Source organism: Couchioplanes azureus, from assembly GCF_014648355.1.
Taxonomy (GTDB): domain Bacteria; phylum Actinomycetota; class Actinomycetes; order Mycobacteriales; family Micromonosporaceae; genus Actinoplanes; species Actinoplanes azureus.
This window is the reverse complement of record NZ_BMQY01000003.1, coordinates 571,982-590,298: the sequence shown is the minus strand read 5'-3', so window position 1 is coordinate 590,298 and position 18,317 is coordinate 571,982. Positions and strand designations below refer to the sequence as shown.

16 protein-coding genes are annotated in these 18,317 nt (G+C 72.7%); 13 read left to right on the top strand and 3 right to left on the bottom strand.

Annotation, left to right across the window (positions count from 1 at the left end; genetic code table 11):
• Positions 1-507 carry a GNAT family N-acetyltransferase gene (locus IEY99_RS13895; RefSeq protein WP_189203606.1) on the top strand — a complete coding sequence of 169 codons (507 nt, stop codon included), beginning with the start codon at positions 1-3 and terminating at the stop codon, positions 505-507.
• Here IEY99_RS13895 and IEY99_RS13890 read toward each other — a convergent pair.
• On the bottom strand, positions 473-1,513 hold the full coding sequence (locus IEY99_RS13890) for a helix-turn-helix domain-containing protein (protein ID WP_229798631.1): 1,041 nt from the start codon (positions 1,511-1,513) through the stop codon (positions 473-475). The genes IEY99_RS13895 and IEY99_RS13890 overlap by 35 nt on opposite strands.
• Positions 1,514-1,655: 142 nt before the next feature.
• Between IEY99_RS13890 and IEY99_RS13885 the strand changes: the two genes are divergently transcribed.
• Positions 1,656-2,411, top strand: a complete 756-nt coding sequence (locus IEY99_RS13885) for an SDR family oxidoreductase (RefSeq protein ID WP_189203106.1) — start codon at positions 1,656-1,658, stop codon at positions 2,409-2,411.
• A 233-nt stretch (positions 2,412-2,644) separates the two neighbouring features.
• Here the strand turns inward: IEY99_RS13885 and IEY99_RS13880 are convergent, their stop codons facing one another.
• The gene (locus tag IEY99_RS13880; RefSeq protein ID WP_189203104.1) at positions 2,645-3,406 is read right to left on the bottom strand and encodes an ACT domain-containing protein; all 762 of its coding nucleotides are present in this window, start codon (positions 3,404-3,406) and stop codon (positions 2,645-2,647) included.
• Between the two features lie 131 nt (positions 3,407-3,537).
• Positions 3,538-4,554: a LacI family DNA-binding transcriptional regulator gene (locus tag IEY99_RS13875; protein WP_189203102.1), complete on the bottom strand. Its 1,017-nt coding sequence runs from the start codon at positions 4,552-4,554 to the stop codon at positions 3,538-3,540.
• 185 nt (positions 4,555-4,739) lie between these two features.
• On the opposite strand from IEY99_RS13875, the gene IEY99_RS13870 reads away from it, so the two are divergent.
• The 11 genes from IEY99_RS13870 to IEY99_RS13820 all read left to right on the top strand — a co-directional run bounded on the left by IEY99_RS13870 (position 4,740) and on the right by IEY99_RS13820 (position 18,249).
• Positions 4,740-5,435: a pyrimidine reductase family protein gene (locus tag IEY99_RS13870; RefSeq protein WP_189203602.1), complete on the top strand. Its 696-nt coding sequence runs from the start codon at positions 4,740-4,742 to the stop codon at positions 5,433-5,435.
• A 43-nt stretch (positions 5,436-5,478) separates the two neighbouring features.
• Positions 5,479-7,239 (top strand): ATP-binding protein, encoded by a 1,761-nt coding sequence (locus tag IEY99_RS13865; RefSeq protein ID WP_189203600.1) that lies wholly within the window; start codon positions 5,479-5,481, stop codon positions 7,237-7,239.
• A gap of 9 nt (positions 7,240-7,248) precedes the next feature.
• Positions 7,249-8,400 carry an exonuclease SbcCD subunit D gene (locus tag IEY99_RS13860; RefSeq protein WP_189203100.1) on the top strand — a complete coding sequence of 384 codons (1,152 nt, stop codon included), beginning with the start codon at positions 7,249-7,251 and terminating at the stop codon, positions 8,398-8,400.
• Positions 8,397-10,886, top strand: a complete 2,490-nt coding sequence (locus tag IEY99_RS13855) for an AAA family ATPase (RefSeq protein ID WP_189203098.1) — start codon at positions 8,397-8,399, stop codon at positions 10,884-10,886. The genes IEY99_RS13860 and IEY99_RS13855 overlap by 4 nt, the downstream gene beginning before the upstream one ends.
• 2 nt (positions 10,887-10,888) lie before the next feature.
• A complete protein-coding gene (locus tag IEY99_RS13850; RefSeq protein WP_189203598.1) occupies positions 10,889-11,851 on the top strand; it encodes a hypothetical protein in 963 nt (320 codons plus the stop codon).
• Between the two features lie 441 nt (positions 11,852-12,292).
• The gene (locus tag IEY99_RS13845; RefSeq protein ID WP_189203096.1) at positions 12,293-12,970 is read left to right on the top strand and encodes a sigma-70 family RNA polymerase sigma factor; all 678 of its coding nucleotides are present in this window, start codon (positions 12,293-12,295) and stop codon (positions 12,968-12,970) included.
• A complete protein-coding gene (locus IEY99_RS13840) occupies positions 12,970-13,758 on the top strand; it encodes an anti-sigma factor family protein (RefSeq protein ID WP_189203094.1) in 789 nt (262 codons plus the stop codon). The genes IEY99_RS13845 and IEY99_RS13840 overlap by 1 nt, the downstream gene beginning before the upstream one ends.
• Positions 13,759-14,022: 264 nt before the next feature.
• On the top strand, positions 14,023-14,721 hold the full coding sequence (locus IEY99_RS13835; RefSeq protein ID WP_229798629.1) for a COG4315 family predicted lipoprotein: 699 nt from the start codon (positions 14,023-14,025) through the stop codon (positions 14,719-14,721).
• Between the two features lie 199 nt (positions 14,722-14,920).
• Positions 14,921-15,700 (top strand): DUF4142 domain-containing protein, encoded by a 780-nt coding sequence (locus IEY99_RS13830; RefSeq protein WP_189203088.1) that lies wholly within the window; start codon positions 14,921-14,923, stop codon positions 15,698-15,700.
• A 99-nt stretch (positions 15,701-15,799) separates the two neighbouring features.
• Entirely contained in the window at positions 15,800-17,053 is a 1,254-nt protein-coding gene (locus tag IEY99_RS13825) for a Pecanex-like protein 1 (protein WP_229798626.1), read from the top strand.
• 458 nt (positions 17,054-17,511) lie between these two features.
• The gene (locus tag IEY99_RS13820; RefSeq protein WP_189203086.1) at positions 17,512-18,249 is read left to right on the top strand and encodes a S1 family peptidase; all 738 of its coding nucleotides are present in this window, start codon (positions 17,512-17,514) and stop codon (positions 18,247-18,249) included.
• Positions 18,250-18,317 lie beyond the last annotated feature (68 nt).

Sequence of the window (18,317 nt, the reverse complement as noted above, 5' to 3'; positions counted from 1 at the left end):
GTGCTGCACGGCAGGGTCGTGACGCTGCGGCCGGCGACCGAGGAGGACGTGCCCGCGCTGGCCGCCGTGCGGTCCACCCCGGAGGTCCTGGCCCGCTGGCGTGGCGGCGACGACCTGGCGGCCGAGGTCCGCGACGCGATCGCCGACGAGGGCCTGCACTACCTGGCCGTCCGGGTGGACGGCCGGGTCGTCGGCGCGATCCAGTGGGCCGCGGAGGAGGACCCGGAGTACCGGCACGCGAGCCTGGACATCTTCCTCGACCCGTCGGTGCACGGCCGCGGCGTCGGCACCGACGCGGTACGGACCCTGGCCGTGCACCTCGTCGACCACGAGGGTTTCCACCGGCTCGTGATCGACCCGGCGGCCGACAACGCGGCCGCCATCCGCTGCTACGCGAAGGTCGGATTCCAGCCGGTCGGCATCATGCGCCAGTACGAGCGCGGCGCCGACGGCACCTGGCACGACGGCCTGCTCATGGATCTGCTCGCCGCCGAGCTGGTGCGCTGACCGCCCATCCGCCGGCTGGTGCGGCGAAGGCCCGTCGGTAGTCGTTGGGCGCCACGCCGACGTGGGCGGCGAAATGCCGGCGGAGGTTGGCCGCCGTGCCGAGCCCGCAGCGCCGGCTGATCGCCTCGACAGGCAGCTCGGTGGACTCCAGCAGGTTCCGCGCGTGCGCCAGCCGCTGGTTCAGCAGCCATCGCATCGGGGTGGTTCCGGTGGCGGCCTGCACGTGCCGGAAGAACGTACGTGGGCTCAGGCCGGCGCGGCGGGCGAGCTCGGCGGCGGTCAGCGGCCGGTCGAGATGGGCGGTGGCCCACTGCAGCACCGGCGCCAGGCCGGCGTCGTCGGTGGCCGGCACCGGCAGGTCGACGAACTGCGCCTGGCCGCCGGGGCGGTGCGCCGGCACGACGAGGCGGCGTGCGAGCTGGTTCGCCACGCCGGCACCGAAGTCGGTCCGCACCACGTGCAGGCACAGATCCAACCCCGCGGTGAGCCCGGCGCTGGTGAGCACCTGGCCGTCGTCGACATAGAGCACCGAGCTGTCCACCTCGACCGACGGATACCGCCGTGCCATGATCGCGGTGTGCGCCCAGTGGGCGGTGGCCCGCCGGCCGTCGAGCAGCCCCGCCGCGGCGAGTGCGAACGCCCCGGTGCACAGCGACATCATCCGGGCACCTGCCGCGCCGGCGCGCCGCAGTGTGCGGAGCAGCTCGTCGGGGAGCTCGGCGTCGCCCTCGACACAGGCCTCCGGCACCCCGGTGACGATCACCGTGTCCGCTTCCACGACCTCGGCGAGCCGGCGCGACGAGCGCAGTCCCACGCCCGTCGCCGGCGTGGCGCCGACGGTCGGCCCCGGGCCACCGGCCGGGCACAGCCACATGTCGTACCAGGGATCGGCGAGGTCGCGCTGCGGTACGCCGAAGACGGCGCTCGCGATCCCCACCTCGTAGAGGTCCCACGGATGCATGTCGGTGTGGTCGACGACGATCACTGCGACGGACGGTGCACGCACGTGCCCGAGGGTATGGCACGAATCTTGCGGATGTCGACGCTCGTGCCACTGTCCGAAGAGGGAACACCGGCGGCAACATGATCATCACTTGGTGATCGGCGCCGATCGGCGGCGACCGACCCGATCGGAGCGGGGAGGAACGATGGGCAGGTACGCGGGAACGAGGTCCGTGGTCGTCGGTGGGACGCACGGCATGGGACGGGCGGTGGTCGAAGAGCTGCTCGCCGGCGGCTCCGAGGTGCTCCTCACCGGCCGCTCCGAGGCCAACGTGGCAGCGGCGCGAGAGCGGCTCGGCGCCACCGCGCACGTGGTGCGCTCCGACGTCGCGGACCTCGCGGCGATCGACGCGCTCGCCACCCTGGTCGATGACACGCTCGGAGAGATCGACTTCTTGCACGTCAACGTCGGCGTCGCGGAGGTACAGCCGTTCGAGCAGGTGACCGAGGCGGTGTACGACCGGATGTTCGAGGTGAACGCCAAGGGGGCGTTCTTCACCGCCCAGCGCCTGTCGCCGATGATCCGGCACGGCGGTGCGGTGGTCTTCACCACCGCGGTGACCAACGCCGTGGGATCCTCCACGATGAGCGTCTACTCCGGCACCAAGGCGGCGGTGCGGGGCTTCGCGTCGGTGCTCGCCGCGGAGTTCCTGCCGCGCAACATCCGGGTCAACACTGTGGCGCCCGGGTTCGTCGACACGCCGACGATGGGGTTCGCCGACGCCACCGCCGAGGAGCGCGCCGGCCTGATCGCGGTCGGCGACCAGATCACGCCGATGCGGCGGCATGGCACCATGGCCGAGGTCGCCCGTGCCGTGCTGTTCCTCGGCTTCGACGCGACCTTCACCACCGGCGTCGAACTACCGGTGGACGGGGGACTCGGGCACATCCTGGCGGCCTGACGGGCCGGGCGGCGAATGACGCGGCACCCCGACATCACGATCACCAGCTTCGCGATCCAACGACATCCCGGTCCGCCCGCGTCTCCAGGCGGCCAGCGGCTGGAGCGTTCGGTGATCCCCGGCAGCAGACGACGCAGTTCGCCGACGGTCGCGGCAAGGAGGACCTGACGGGCCTGATCGACCTGCTGGTGCGCTGACGGGCCACGTGCCGGCCAGTTCCGTGATCCGCGCTTTCACCCCGCGCTCGAGGCGCGGTCGAGCGCGACCGGCGGGACGGCGGCCAGGTCGAGGCGGTCGCCGAGGATCACCGCGGCGGCGCGGACGAGCTGGGCGATCCGGTCGACCTCGGTGACGTGGAAGGCGGCAGCGGGCGAGTCGTCGTCCTGCGAGCGGGCGACCACCAGCACCAGGCCGGCGCGGCCGAACGGGGCCACCGCGAAGCGGGTGCCGTCGGTGCCGGTCATCGGGCGCGCCCGCAGCGGGGTGACCTCCGGCAGGTGCAGCGGGGACGGGGCGCGCCAGCTCGCGTACGCCACCGTCGGCTGGCCGCCGAGCGGCAGGCGCAGCGACGGCTCGTCGGTCGGCGTCCGGGGCGCGGCCGTGCGGGCGGCCCAGTCGGCCGGGACCATCGCGGCGGCGGCCCAGTCGGCGGCGAGCAGGGCCGGCACGGCGTCCACCAGCGTGGCCAGCCCGTCCACCGGATTCGCGGCGACCTGGGCCAGCAACTCGGCGTCGTGGCCGCCGGAGACCGGCGCCCCGATCGCCTTCCAGACGCCGTCCACCTGCACGCCGGGGATGGCGGCGAGACCGGCGAGGAGCCGCTCGACGCGGGACGCGCCCGGCCAGACGACCGTGAAGTCGTCGACGGCCCGGCCGCCGAGCCGCTCCAGCACCACGACCTGGACGATGTCGGCTCCGGCGACGCCGAGCGTGCGCGCCACCTGGCCGAGGGCACCCGGGCGGTCCGGCAGAGTGACCCGTACCCGCAACAACATGCGACTCCTCCCGTCTGCGACCCGGCACGGCGGTGCCGTTGTCAGGTCGTATCAGCTTGCCCGCACGGCATTTCGCGGCTGTTGCACCGCCGTGTCCCGGCCGTCAAGGCATCCTTGGAGGTTAGGTCGGCTCAGGCGGAGCCGCGACGGACCAGATGGGTGTCGAGCAGAACGTGGGAATTCCCGGCGGGTTCCCGGCGGATCCGGCTGACCAGCAGTTCCGCCATCCGCCGGCCCATCTCCTCGACGGGCTGGTGCACGGTGGTGAGCGGCGGCTCGCACTGCCGGGCGGCCGGCGCGTCCTCGAAGCCGACGACCCGTACGTCCTGCGGCACCCGCCGGCCCGCCTCCCGCAGGGCGCGCAGCGCACCCGTGGCCATCAGGTCGGAGGCGGCGAAGACGGCGTCGAGCCCGGGCTCGCGGGCCAGCAGGGCGCGCATCGCGGCCGCGCCGCCGTCCTCGGTGAAGTCGCCGTACGCGACGAGCCCCGCACCGGGCACGGCGGCGCGGTAACCGGCGAGCCGGGCGCGGCCGACCTCCATGTCCTGGGGACCGGCGACGGTCGCGACCCGGCGGGCCCCGCCGGCGAGCAGATACTCGACCGCCTTGCGGGCGCCGGCCGCGTTGTCGACGTCGACGAAGTAGTCGTCGTCGTGCGGCGCGGACGGCCGGCCGCCGAGCACGAACGGCATCCCCCGCTCGCGCAGCACCCGGGGCAGCGGATCCTCGTCGTGCAGCGAGAGCAGGAGCACGCCGTCGACGTGCTGGCCGGTCAGGTGCGCCTCGACGCGCTCGCGCTGCGCGGGCGAGGCCACCATGGCCAGCCACAGCTGCAGCGGGGTCTCCAGCAGGGCCGCGTTGATGCCGCGCAGCACCCCGGCGAAGAACGGTTCGCCGAAGACGCGCTCCTGCGACTCCGACACGACCAGGGCGACCGAGTCCGTCCGCTGGGTCACCAGGGAGCGCGCGGCCCGGTTCGGCACGTAGCCCAGCTCGACGATCGCCGCCTCGACCGCGGCCTTGGCCTGCGGGCTGACCTGGGAGGAGCCGTTCAGGACGCGGGACGCGGTGCCCCGGCCCACCCCGGCGCGCGCCGCCACGGCGTCGAGCGTCGGGCGGCCCGGGGAGCGGGCGGGCTGCCTCGTCATGACCGCATTATTCTCCTGCCGTACGGTTGCCGCCCGCCCCACGGCGGCCGGAGCGCATAGGGTGACGGCATGATCTGCCGCGCGTGCCGCGAGCAACGGCACAAGGACTGCCGGGGCGGGTCCTGGTGCGACTGCCAGCACCGACCCGTCGTACCGACGCCACCCGTCACCGGGCCGGCCTCGCCATGATCCTCGAAGACCTGCTGGCGCGCTACCCGCGCCGCCCGGAGCCGACGCTGCGGGTCAACTTCGTCGCCGCCGTGGACGGCGCGGTGACGATCGACGGCAGGTCGCGCGCGCTGGGCGGGCCGGGCGACAAGCAGATCTTCGACCTGCTGCGGATGACCTGCGACGCCCTGGTCGTCGCGGCGGGCACCCTACGCACCGAGAACTACGACGCGCTGCGCCTGGACGAGGCGGGCCGCGCCTGGCGCCGGGCGCAGGGCCTGCCCGAGTTCCCGCTCATGGCGGTCGTCTCCGGCTCGCTCGACCTCGACCCGGCACAGCTGGTCTTCGCCGACGCGCCGATCCGGCCGCTGGTCGTGACCCACGCCGGGCAGGCGCCGCCGCCGGGGCTGGCCGAGGTCGCCGAGATCCTCGCCCTCGGCGACCGGGCGGTGGACCTGTCCGCGATGGTCGCCGAGCTGCACCGGCGGGGCGCGACCCAGATCCTGTGCGAGGGCGGCCCGCGGCTCTTCGGTGCGCTGATCGCGGCCGACCTGGTCGACGAGGTCTGCCTCACCGTGTCTCCGCTGCTCACCGGGGGCGGCGCCGGCCGGATCGCCGCCGGCCCGGACGGCCATCCGCCGCGGCGGATGGCCCTGCGCAGCGTCCTGACCGAGGACGACATGCTCTTCCTCCGGTACGCCCGCAGACCCTGACGGGGGACACTGGGTCCGACAAGTGTCGTACCTCTGGTGCAACATGATCGGCGTGGCTGTCGAAGCAAGCGAAGCGAGCGAACCGGTCGGTCGGGTCCTGGGCACCGCCGACGCCACCCCGTTGCAGTTCTGGACGGCGGTGACGCCGGGCAGCTACCTGCAGCTCGACGACGTGGTGGTGACCCGCCGCGAGCTGCCCGACCGCGAGCCGGTGACGATCGCCGGCGTGGTGACCCAGGTGCGGGCCCGGCACGAGGGCGCCCAGTTCGACTCGGACGTGTTCGCGATCGCCGAGGGCACGCTGCCCGCCCTGGTCCAGGAGGCGGCCGAGGTCACCACCACCCGGGTCGACCCCGAGCTCTACGTGCCGCCGGCGCCGGGCGCGATCGTGCACCGGGCGTCCGGCGAGGCCCGCGACGCGGCGCTGCACTTCGACCGGATGGAGCGCCGGGTCCCGATGGGCACCGGCCGCGACGGCGTGCCGGTGTTCCTCAACGCCGACTTCCTGGACGGCACCCGTGGCGCACACGTGTCCATCTCCGGCATCTCCGGCGTGGCCACCAAGACCAGTTTCGCGACGTTCCTGCTCTACTCGGTGTTCCGGTCGGGCGCGCTGGGTGCGGACGGCGCCAACGCCCGGGCGCTGATCTTCAACGTCAAGGGTGAGGACCTGCTCTTCCTCGACCACGCCAACACCAAGCTGGACGAGCCGACCACCGCGGCGTACAAGCTGCTCGAGCTGCCCGCGACGGCGTTCCCGGACGTCCGGGTCTACGCGCCGCCGCGGGCCGGTGACTCGTCGGGCGCCCCCGACGTCAGCAGCCGGCTCACCGGGGTCGACAGCTTCTACTGGACGCTCGAGGAGTTCTGCGCCGACCGGCTCCTGCCCTACGTGTTCGCCGACGCCGACGACGAGCGCCAGCAGTACACGATGGTCGTCCACTCGGTGACCGCGCACCTGGCCCGCCACGCCGTGCCGGCCGAGGGCGGGATCAGCATCGACGGCCGCCGCCTGGGCGGCTACGGGGACCTGGTCGACCACATCGTCGACCAGCTCACCGACGACGAGACCCGGTCGATGTGGGCGGGCAGCGCGGTCAACATGGGCACGGTCAACGCGTTCGCCCGGCGGTTGATCGGCAGCAAGCGCGACCTGTCCCGGCTCATCCGCGGCGACCTGGCGGCCCGCCGCCCGCACCGGATCAAGACCGCGGAGAGCGCCCAGGTCACCGTCGTCGATCTGCACAACCTGCCGGACCGCGCGCAGCGCTTCGTGGTCGGCGTGACGCTCAAGACGGAGTTCGACGACAAGGAGAAGTCGGGCACCGGCCGGCCGCTGCTCTTCGTCGTCCTCGACGAGCTCAACAAGTACGCCCCGCGCGAGGGCTCGTCGCCGATCAAGGAGGTCCTGCTCGACATCGCCGAGCGGGGGCGCTCGCTCGGCGTCATCCTGATCGGCGCCCAGCAGACCGCCAGCGAGGTCGAGCGCCGGATCGTGACCAACTCGGCGATCCGGGTCGTCGGCCGCCTCGACCCGGCCGAGGCCTCCCGCCCGGAGTACGGCTTCCTGCCCCCGGCCATGCGCCAGCGTGCCCTGCTGGCCCGGCCGGGCACGATGTTCGTCAACCAGCCCGACATCCCGGTGCCGCTCTGCGTGGAGTTCCCGTTCCCGGCCTGGGCCACCCGCAAGTCCGAGTCCGGGCCGCCGCCGGCCGGCACGATGCGCTCGATCGTGCAGGGCGTCGATCCGTTCACCGTCGTCGGCGGCGGTGGCGGCGTGACCGACGACGACATTCCGTTCTAGGGTTCTGCGATGCGCATCCTGCACACCTCCGACTGGCATGTCGGAAAGGTCCTCAAGGGCCGGTCCCGGCACGACGAGCACATCCGCGTGCTCGCCCAGGTCGTGGAGATCGCCCGGGCCGAGCGGCCGGACCTGGTCGTCGTGGCCGGCGACCTCTACGACACGGCCGCGCCCTCGCCGGATTCGACCCGGGTGGTGACCCGGGCCCTGTCGGCCCTGCGGCAGACGGGGGCGCGGGTGGTGGCGATCGGCGGCAACCACGACAACGGGCCCGCGCTCGACGCGCTGCGGCCGTGGGCCGACGCGGCGGGCATCGAGCTGCGCGGGTCCGTCCGCGACAAACCGGACGATCTGATCATCCGGGACGAGACGGCGGCCGGCGAGCGGTGGCAGCTGGCGGCCCTCCCGTTCCTGTCGCAGCGCTACGCGATCCGTGCCGTGGAGATGTACGACCTGACCGCGGCCGAGGCCACCCAGACCTACGCCGACCACGTCGCCCGCCTGATCGCCCGCCTCGCCGAGGGCTTCGCCGAGCCCGGCGTGGTCAACCTGCTCACCGCCCACCTCACCGTCGTCGGCGCCAGCACCGGCGGCGGCGAGCGGGAGGCGCACACCGTGCTGGGCTACGCGGTCCCGGCCACCGTCTTCCCGCCGAACGCCCACTACGTCGCCCTCGGCCACCTGCACCGCGCGCAGCGGGTCATCGGCCCGTGCCCGGTGCGCTACAGCGGCAGCCCCCTCGCCGTCGACTTCGGCGAGGAGGAGAACGTCTGCTCGGTCGCGATCGTCGACGTCTCCACCGACAAGGCCGCGCAGGTCCGCGACGTGCCGGTGACCTCGGCGCGGACGCTGCGGACGGTCCGCGGCAGCCTCGAGCAGCTCGCCACGGTCGACCTGCCGGAGGCGTGGCTGCGCGTCTACGTCCGGGAGGCGCCGCGGGTCGGACTCCGCGAGGACGTGCAGGAGCTGCTCCCGCACGCCTTGGAGGTGCGCATCGACCCCGACATGGTGCCCGACCGGACCGGCGCGCGGATGGCCCAGCGCGCCGGCCGCTCGCCGCGCGAGCTCTTCGGCGACTACCTGGACAGCCGCGGCAACGCCGAGGAAGGCGTCCGCGAACTCTTCGACGAGCTGTATGACGAGGTGAGCACGCAGCAATGAGGCCTTTGCGGCTCGACATGGCCGGGTTCACGGTGTTTCGCGACGAGACCACCGTCGACTTCACCGACGCCGACTACTTCGCCCTGGTCGGCCCGACCGGCTCCGGCAAGTCCACGGTGCTCGACGGCATCTGCTTCGCCCTCTACGGCACGGTGCCGAGGTGGGGCGGCAGCCGCGGCATCGGCAACGCGCTCGCGCCGTCGGCGACCGAGGCCCGGGTCCGCCTGGTCTTCGAGTCCGCCGGCTCGCGGTACGTCGCGACCCGGGTGGTGCGCCGCGACGGGCGTGGCAACGTCAAGACCGCCGGCGCGGGACTGCAGCTCATGCCGCCCGGCTTCGACGTCACCCGGCTCGACACCGGGATGAGCCTCGACGACCTCGGCGACGTGCTGGCGGGTACCCCGGCGGAGATGGACCGGGCGATCGTGGAGGCGGTCGGGCTGCCGTACGAGCAGTTCACCAGCTGCGTCGTGCTGCCGCAGGGCCAGTTCGCCGACTTTCTGCACGCCAAGCCCGCCACCCGGCAGCAGATCCTGGTCAATCTCCTCGGCCTGCACGTGTACGAGGAGGTGCAGACCCGCGCCTCCACCCGGGCGACCCGGGCGGAGGCCCAGCTCGCCGTGGTGGACCAGGCGCTGGCCGGCCTCGCCGACGCCGACGACGAGGCGGTCGCCGCCGCGGCTGCCCGGCTGGCGGCGATGCGGGAGCTGACCGCGGAGGTCGAGGACGCGATGCCGCGGCTGCGGGCGGTGCGGGAACGCGAGGCCGAGCTGGCCGCCGCCCGCGACGCCGTCGCCGCGGAGCTTGCCGCGCTGTCGCGGGTCGCCGCTCCCGCGGGCAGCGCGCGGGTGGCCGAGGCCACGGCCGCCGCGCGGGTCGCGGTGGACGCGGCGGCGGCTGCCGTGCGCGCCGCCGAGGAGGCGGAGGAGAAGGTACGCGGGGAGCTGGCGGCCGCCGGCGACGCGGGCTCGCTGGGGCTGCTGCTGGACCGCCACATCGAGTGCGAGCGGCTGACCGGGCAGGCCGAGTGGTTCGCCGGCGAGGTCTCGGTCGCCGAGGTCGAGTACCGGGACGCGGTCGCGGCGGCGGAGCTGGCCCGGGCGGCGCATCTCGGTGCCGAGCAGCTCCTGGAACAGGCCCGGCTGGACTATGCCGAGGCGCAGGCTCTGGACCGGGCCGCCGCGTTGCGCGCCCACCTGACCGCGGGGCAGGCGTGCCCGGTCTGCGAGCAGCCGGTGGCGGCGGTGCCCGCGGTGCCGGAGGGCTCCGCGGTGCAGGTCGCGGAGCGTCAGGGCAAGGCGGCGCGCGCGGCGGCCGACGTGGCGTCGACGGCGTGGAAGCAGCGCGACGCGGTCGCCCGGGAGCTGGAGCGCGGCCTGGACCGCAAGCGGGCGCAGTTCGAGCAGCACAAGGCCCGCCTCGCCGAGGTGACGGCGGGGCTGGCCGGCTCGCCCGGCGTCGAGGCGTTGCGGACCCGGCTGGCGGAGCTGAGCAGGATCCAGCGCCGGCTCGACGAGGCCGGCGCGGAGGTGCGGTCCGCCCGGGAGGCGCATCGCAGGGCCCAGGCGGCGGTCGGCGCCGCGGAGGAGCAGCAGCGCGCGGCGTGGCGCTCGTTCGACGCGGTCCGTGACCTGGTGGCCCGGTTCGGGCCGCCGCCGGCCGACCGGGACGACCTGGCCGGCGCCTGGTCGGCCCTGGTGCGGTGGGCGGACGAGTCGGCGGACCGCCGGGAGGTCGCCCGCGACGAGGCGGCCGCCGCCGTCGAGGCCGCCCAGGCCGAGACCCGGCGCACTCGCGAGGCGATCGTGGCGCTCTTCGCCGGCCGCGGCCTGCCGGCCCCGGCGGGCGGTGCGGACGCCGACCTGATCCGGGCGGCGGCGGTCGCCGCCGAGCGGGCGGAGGCGGCCTGGCAGCGTCTCGCCGACCGCCGCGAGCAGGCCCGCGAGTACGCCGAGCAGCGGGCGGCCCTGGTGCGCGACAGCCGGGTCGCCAAGTCCCTCGCCGGACACCTGCGGGCCAACAACTTCGAGCGCTGGCTCCTGGAGGAGGCACTCGACCTGCTGGTGGACGGCGCCTCGCGAATCCTGCGCGAGCTCACCGGCGGCCAGTACGACCTCGTGCACGACAAGGGCGAGTTCTTCGTCGTCGACCATCACGACGCCGGACTGCGCCGGGCGGTGCGGACCCTGTCGGGCGGCGAGACGTTCCAGGCGTCGCTGGCGCTGGCCCTCGCGCTGTCCGAGCAGCTGGCCGGGATGTCGACGACGGCGGCGAGCCTCGAGTCGATCGTGCTGGACGAGGGCTTCGGCACGCTCGACGCGGCGACGCTCGACGTGGTGGCGGCGACCCTGGAGAACCTGGCCGCCCGCGGCGACCGGATGGTCGGCGTCGTCACGCACGTGCACGCCCTGGCCGAGCGGGTGCCGGTCCGGTTCGAGGTGCACAAGGACGCGCGCACGGCGTACGTGGAGAGGGTCGGCTTGTGAGGATGTTCGTCGACGCCTGGGATCCCGCGTACGGGGCGTCGTTCGAGGGCGGGGACGCCGCCGACGGTCCGGCGTCGCCGAGCAGCGCGCAGGTCGACACGGACGTGGAGGTGCCCGCCGCGCACTGGGCGCCGATCGACGTGCCGGCCGGGGTGCGCTGCCCCGACGTGGTGTTTCTCGTCGACGGCGTGCGCCGCAACGACGCCGGGCTCTGGACGGCCGAGGAGGACGGCCAGTCCTACGCCGGCCTGGCCGCCTCGTACGCGGCCGGCGTCGTCCGCTGCGACCTGCGCCGGGGAGTGGCCGAGCTGGCGGGCGCCCGGGTCGCCCGGGGCCTGTTCACCGCGAGCCCGTCCGCGGAGGACGTGCAGGCCGGCTCGGTGCGCTACGAGGTGCACCGGGTCAGCGGCACCGGCGAGGCGAGCAAGCTGCCCGCGGCCGTGCAGGCGCCGCTGACCGCCCTGGAGATCGAGATCTCGGGTGCGGCCCGGAGCCACGGCTCGGACGGCGCCGACCTGCTGGTGGTCGACGGCCCGCTGCGCAACCGCCGCCAGCTGCCGCGCACGATCGGCTACGTCAAGACCCAGCAGAAGCAGTACCTGCCGGCCGCGCTCACCCCGGTGGTGACCGGCCTGCGCCCCGGCCAGCGGACGCCGGTCTTCGCGCTCGGCACGGTCTGGGGCGGTTGGTCCTGGTATCTGCGCCTGCCCGGGGCCTCGGGGGCGCCGTGGTCCGGCATCGTCCGGGTGGAGTGCTCGCCCGAGCTCACTCCGGCGCAGGCCGTCGAGCTCGCCGGGCTGTCCGGGGCGACGTTGCCGCGGTTCGCGTCCTCGGCGTACAAGGATCCGCGGGCGCCGCAGAACCTGGTCCCCATCGCGGGTCTCGAACGCCGGCTGCGGGGGCTGCTCGGTGACGCCCGGGTGCTGCACCGTGCCCTGACCCTGGCCGCGGCCCGCACCCGGTGAGTGGTGGTTCGTACCTTTCGGCGATCCGTGTCGGACCCGCTCACCGTTGCCGTCACGCTACCCAGTGTCGAGCGAAATCCGCCTCTTGATCACTCTGGGTAGGGTCCGCATGACGGCGCGCCGACGGCGCATCAGCCGAGCGTCTCGAGTACGCACTGCGCGTCTGTCGACGGCCCCGACCTGCTGAGTATTATTCGCGTGCCCCTGGGTGCATATCGGCACCTATGGATGGTTGTTGCGACCCACGCGCGCCCTGGCCTCCCGTTTTCCGCGGGCGGCCGAGCGTGCCCCATGCGCTTGGAACCGGAGGAACCTCTTGCGGCTGCACGTCGATGCATCGCCTCCCCGCCTGGGCCGGGAAATTTTCCCCACCGCTTTGATCCCGGCGGGCCACCCCGCGCGTATGACAGGCGACGGGGTAAGCACCGGCAGGAGGAATCGATGCATGCGACGGTCATGGAGCGGCTCGCGCCGGATGGGGTGCGCGTCATGACGCAGCAGCGATCCGGAGGCCGGTGGCAGGCTCTCGACGGAGGCCGTAGTGCGGAGAATGATGACGCCGTGACGCCGCGGCAGGCCCGCCACGAGGCCGGGTCGGCGACCGCGAGTCACGAGGACACGCTCGTCCGGATGCTCTACGAGGAGCACGCCGGGCCGCTGCTGATGTTCGTGCTGCGGCTCACCGGCGGGGACCGGCAGCGCGCCGAGGACATCGTCCAGGAGACGCTGCTGCGGGCGTGGCGCAACGCGCACCGCCTCGGCGCCCAGGGGCAGCAGTCGCTGCGGCCCTGGCTGGTCACGGTGGCCCGGCGGATCGCCATCGACGACCATCGCAGCGCCAGCGCCCGGCCGCCGGAAACGTACGACCGCGAGCTGGAGAGCTTTCCCAGTACGGCCGACGACACGGATCGGGTCCTCCAGCTGATGACCGTGACCGATGCCCTGCGTACTCTTAGCCAGTCGCATCGGGAGATCCTCGTCGAGACCTACTTCCGCGGCCGGACCGTTCCGGAGGCCGCGGAGGTGCTCGGCCTGCCTCTGGGTACGGCCAAATCGCGTGTGTACTACGCCTTGCGGGCCCTGCGTACGGCTCTGCAGCAGCGGGGGGTGACTGAGTAATGACGCAGGAACAGCACTTCGACGTCGCCGCGTACGCCCTCGGCGTGCTCGACGAGCGCGATGCCGCCCGTTTCGAGGACCATCTGATCGACTGCCCGGCGTGCGCGATCGAGCTCGAGTCGTTGCTGCCCGTGGTCGACATCCTCTCGGACGTCGATGCGGACGCCCTGGTCGCGACCGAGCAGTCCCGCCGCGACGGCCTGATGCTGAAGTCGATGATCGGCGAGGTGAAGCGGGAGCGGCGCCGGGCCAACAGCCGGCGGCTCTACTCGCTGGCGGCCGCGGTCGTGGTCTTCGCGATGCTGTCCATCGGCGCGCTCTTCGCCGGCGGCCAGTGGTTCGCCCCGGAGCAGCAGCCGACCCAGCCGTCGGCGCAGAAGGCGCAGCCGCGCTCGAGCAAGCAGCTCGACCCGCTGCCGCTGCCGGACGGTGGCATCGGCATCGGCGGCACCCCGCTCGCCGGCGAGACCTACTCGAGCACGGACGCCCGCACGGGTGTCAAGGCGTCGGTGGGTCTGGAGCCGAAGGACTGGGGCACGCAGGTGTCCTACGCCGTCGCCAACATCAAGGGCCCGCTGGTGTGCCGGGCCGTCGCGGTCCGCACCAACGGCGCGTCCGAGGTGCTGTCGACCTGGAACGTGGGGGAGAAGGGGTGGGGCACGGCCGCCCAGCCCGAGCCCCTGCTGCTGCAGTCCGTGACGGCGCTCGCCCGCGCCGACATCGCGCACATCCAGGTGCAGGCCCTCGACGCCAAGGGCACGTGGGAGACGCTGGTTCGCGTTCCCTGACAGATCCCTGCCTAGCCAAGCCCGGTCGCGTACGCGGCCGGGCTTGCTGTTTTCACCGTACGTCCAAGGCCCCCTCACAGATCGCAGTCAATTCGTGGGGAGGGCCGTTCATTCACGTACGGGGGGCTCGAAGAGTTCAAACAAAAATCGGAGAAATTGATTGCGCCGATTCTTCAACCCGGGCGGCCGTCCTCTCGTACTACAGCGCGGAACACGGAGATGGACGAAACTGGGAGGGCTCTCGTGGTACCGGAGAAGCGGAAGTTGGTCGTCGTCAGCGCGGCGATCGCGGCGGCGTTCGCGCTGACCGGGTGCGCCCCTGCGGGATACAACAGCAGCGACTACGGCGCCCAGCCGGCGTCCAACGCCGTCGAGGCGGGTGCGACCGCCGAAGCCACCCCGGGCGCGGAGCCGGAGGCCACGCCCGGCGCCGAGGTGGAGGCCGAGGAGGAGTCCGACGAGGGCGGCGAGGGCGCCGAGCTCAGCGAGGACGAGGTCACCACCGAGCTGAAGGCGGCCGCGATCAAGCGGATGGGCGAGACGGTCCAGAACCAGGACGGCTTCGTGCTGTACCGGTTCGACAAGGACAAGGTCGACCCCGAGGCCGTCTCCAACTGCAACGACGACTGCGCCAAGGTCTGGCCGCCCGCGCTGGTCAACAAGGGCGAGAAGCCCAAGCTCGACGGCGTGGACGCGAAGCTGGTCGGCACCGTGAAGCGCAAGGACGGCACGCTGCAGCTGACCCTCGACAAGTGGCCGCTCTACACCTACATCGGTGACAAGGAGCCGGGTCAGTGGAAGGGCCAGAACGTGGCCGGCACCTGGTTCGTGATCACGCCCGAGGGCAAGAAGAACCTGACCTGCCTGCCGGCCGTCTCGAAGCCCGTCGCGCCGCCGTCGGACGGCGCCGGTGCCGAGGACGACAGCCCCGAGGGCAGCGGTGGGTCCGACTACAGCTACTGAGTGAAATCGTGGCCGGTCGACGTCTTTCCAGGGCGGCGGCCGGCCGCGGCGCCGGTGGATCCGGTGGCCTCAAGTTCTCTTTAAGTCGAGCGTAAGTAGTTCGTTTTCCATTGCGACCCGGATGACCTGCTCCTAGCGTTTTCCACAGGTCACAGGAATTTCTCAGAAACGTTTCCGTACTCGTCGGAGGTGTCAAAAGATGATCGCCGCCCGCTCCTCCCGCCGGCCGTCGCGCTGGCTGGTGGGCGCTCTGGCCACGACCCTGGCGTTCCTGCTGGCCCCCGCCGGCATGGCCCGGGCGGCCGAGCCGGGTCCGGTGCCGGTCCCGCCGAGCCAGACCGCCACGGGTAAGGGCAGCGTCTCGCTGGCGGACCGGGACTTCGTCATCAAGGTCCGGCTCGCCGGACTGTGGGAGATTCCGGCGGGCAACATGGCCGTCCAGAAGTCGAAGGACCCGCGGATCCAGGAGATCGGCAGGTCGATCTCCGGGCAGCACGTGGTCCTCGACAAGCTCGACATGGCGGTCGCCAAGAAGCTCGGCATCGCCCTGCCGAACCTGCCCAACAACGACCAGCAGGGCTGGCTCAACGAGATGAACAACGCTCCGACGCCGGAGCAGTTCGACCAGATCTACGTCGACCGGCTCCGGGCCGCGCACGGCAAGATCTTCCCCGCGATCGCGACGATCCGGGCCAGCACCCGCAACGACGAGGTCCGCAAGCTGGCGCAGCAGACCAACCAGTTCGTGATGACGCACATGACGCTGCTGGAGAGCAGCGGCATCGTCGACTACGGCGCGCTGCCGACGGCCCCCGCGCCGGCCGGCGCCGGTGGACCGGCCGTGGACGCCGCGATGGTGGCCGCCGCCAGCAGCTCGGGCGGCGTGCCCGGGGTCAGCACCTCCGTCATCCTCATCGTCCTCGCCGGAGCCCTCGTGGCCGGCGTGGTCACCACGATGCGCATCTTCCGGACGCGGTAGCGCGCGGACGGCAATCGACCTGGCCAGCCGACCAGGCCGTACGGCAACACCCCGGCGGCTCCACCGCCCGCCACGTGTGGACAGAGAAAGGTGTCAGCAATGCGAAGGTCGCAGTACCGGCGCGAATCCAGCAAGTCCAAGTGGTTCACCGGTCGGCGCCGGATCATCGCCGCGGTAGCCACCCTGGTTGCCTTCGGCGGCATCGTCACCGTCACGCAGGTGTCGGACGCGAGCACCAAGCGTTCGACCCAGCGCGCTCTGGCCGCATGCAACAACCTCCAGGCGCCGAGGAAGTCGAAGCTCTCGACGGAGACCCGCCAGGGCTCCTACACCACCAACAAGGGCCGGGTCACCCAGCACGCCGACGACGGCGGCGGCAACGTGCCGACCACCGAGCAGATGCGGGCCCGTTGTCGCCAGTGGGTCATGCAGAACACCGGCAACAACACCAACACCGGCAACAACACGAACGCCGGTGGTGACCAGCAGCAGGGTGACCAGCAGCAGGGTGACCAGCAGCAGGACGGTCAGCAGCAGGGTGACCAGCAGCAGGGCGGTCAGCAGCAGGGTGACCAGCAGCAGGGCGGCCAGCAGCAGGGTGACCAGCAGCAGGGCGGCAACAACAACGGTGGCAACCCGCCGCCGGGTGCCGGCCTCGGCGTCCTGACCAACAGCTGCGACACCAGCCAGCTGCAGCCGCACGACGGCTTCCAGAACGGCAACCGCTGCGTCTCCACCGAGTTCGGTGAGGTCGGCGCCGCCGGGAACAACCCGTCGCTGCTGATCACCGAGGCGCCCCAGCAGGTCCAGCAGGGTCAGGCGTTCACGCTGAAGGTGAGCACCCGCAACCTGATCCGCGACCGCTTCCTCGCGGCCGGCCAGGGCGGCTACTACGTGGAGTCCTCGGTACTGCAGGACGGTCTCGTCCGCGGTCACTTCCACACCGCTTGCCGGATGCTCAACAACACCAACGCCGCTCCGGACCCCGAGCCCGCTCCCGCGTTCTTCGTGGCCACCGAGGACAACCAGGGTGGACGCGCCCCCGACGTGGTGACCATCCAGGTCCCGGGCCTGCCCGACCAGGGTCTCGCCCAGTGCGCCTCGTGGGCCGGTGACGGCTCGCACCGCATCCCGATGATGGAGCGCGCGAACCAGACCCCGGCCTTCGACGCGGTCCGCATCCAGGTCGGCGGTGGCAACAACAACAACGACGGCGACAACAACGACGGCCAGAACAACGACGGCCAGAACAACGACGGCCAGAACAACGACGGCGACAACAACGACGGCCAGAACAACGACGGCGACAACAACGACGGCCAGAACAACGACGGCCAGAACCGCAACAACTAGGTACGGAGCCCTGCCGCACCCGGGAACCGAACCCCGCGGGGCCGCGCCACCTCTCCAGGTGCCGCCCCGCCGGGACCCCCCGTCGGGGACCGGCCGCCGTCCACCCCCCTGAGGACGGCGCGCGGCAGGCGGCTCGAGCAAGGAATCGGCTGACGAAAGGAGGCGCGACACCACTCGAGCCGAGCTACCAGCTCCGCCACCGGGTGACGGACCCAGTCCGCTCACCGCACCGATGGCCCTGACCGGGAGCGCGGTCAGGGCCATCGGCATGCGCGCACAGGATCGGCCGGCACGAGGAGCCGGCCGCTTGCCGCGCCCGCCGTCGCAAGTGCGAAGTCGTCCCATCACCCTCGCGGTAGGCCCCGTTCGATATGTATCGAGGAATGTAACTTTCTCGATAACATTGTTACGGGCATCCCGCCCGCCGTCACCCCCAACGGCACAGACAGGACGACCGCATGCGTACCCTCGCCCGGACACTCCTCATGGTCACCGCCACCGCCGCCGGCCTGCTCACCCCGGCCGTCGCCATCGCGTCACCCGTCCCCGAGCCCGTCAGTCCCCGGATCGTCAACGGCAAGCCCGCCAGCGAGAACTACTCGTTCATGGTCTACGTGTCGGGTTGCACCGGTTCCCTCATCAAGGCCAACTGGGCCGTCACCGCCAAGCACTGCCCCACCCCCAGCTCGGTGCGCGTCGGCAGCATCGACCGCACCAGCGGCGGCACGGTCGTCTCCGTGCGGCGCTCGGTGAGCCACCCGCGGATCGACGTCAAGCTGCTCGAACTGGCCTCGTCCGTCGGTCACGCCCCCGCGCCGATCCCCACCTCGTCCGGCGCGGTCGGGACGGCCACCCGGATCATCGGCTGGGGCCAGACCTGCCCCACCCGCGGCTGTGGCTCCACGCCGCGCGTCGCCAACGAGCTCGACACGTCGATCGTGTCGGACAGCCGCTGCACCGGCATCGACGCGGCGTACGAGATCTGCACCAACAACACCAACGGCAACGCCGGCGCCTGCTACGGCGACTCCGGCGGTCCGCAGGTGCGCACGATCAGCGGCCGCTGGGCGCTGATCGGCGTGACGAGCCGATCGGGCAACAACAACCCGGTCTGCGCGACCGGCCCCTCCATCTACGGCGACCTCCCGTCGATCCGTAGCTGGGTCAGCCAGCAGGTGGGCGGCCTCCCCTCCTGACACCCGCCCACGGCACCAAGGGCCGGCGCGATCTCGGTCGCACCGGCCCGCCCGTGTGGGCCAGTCCT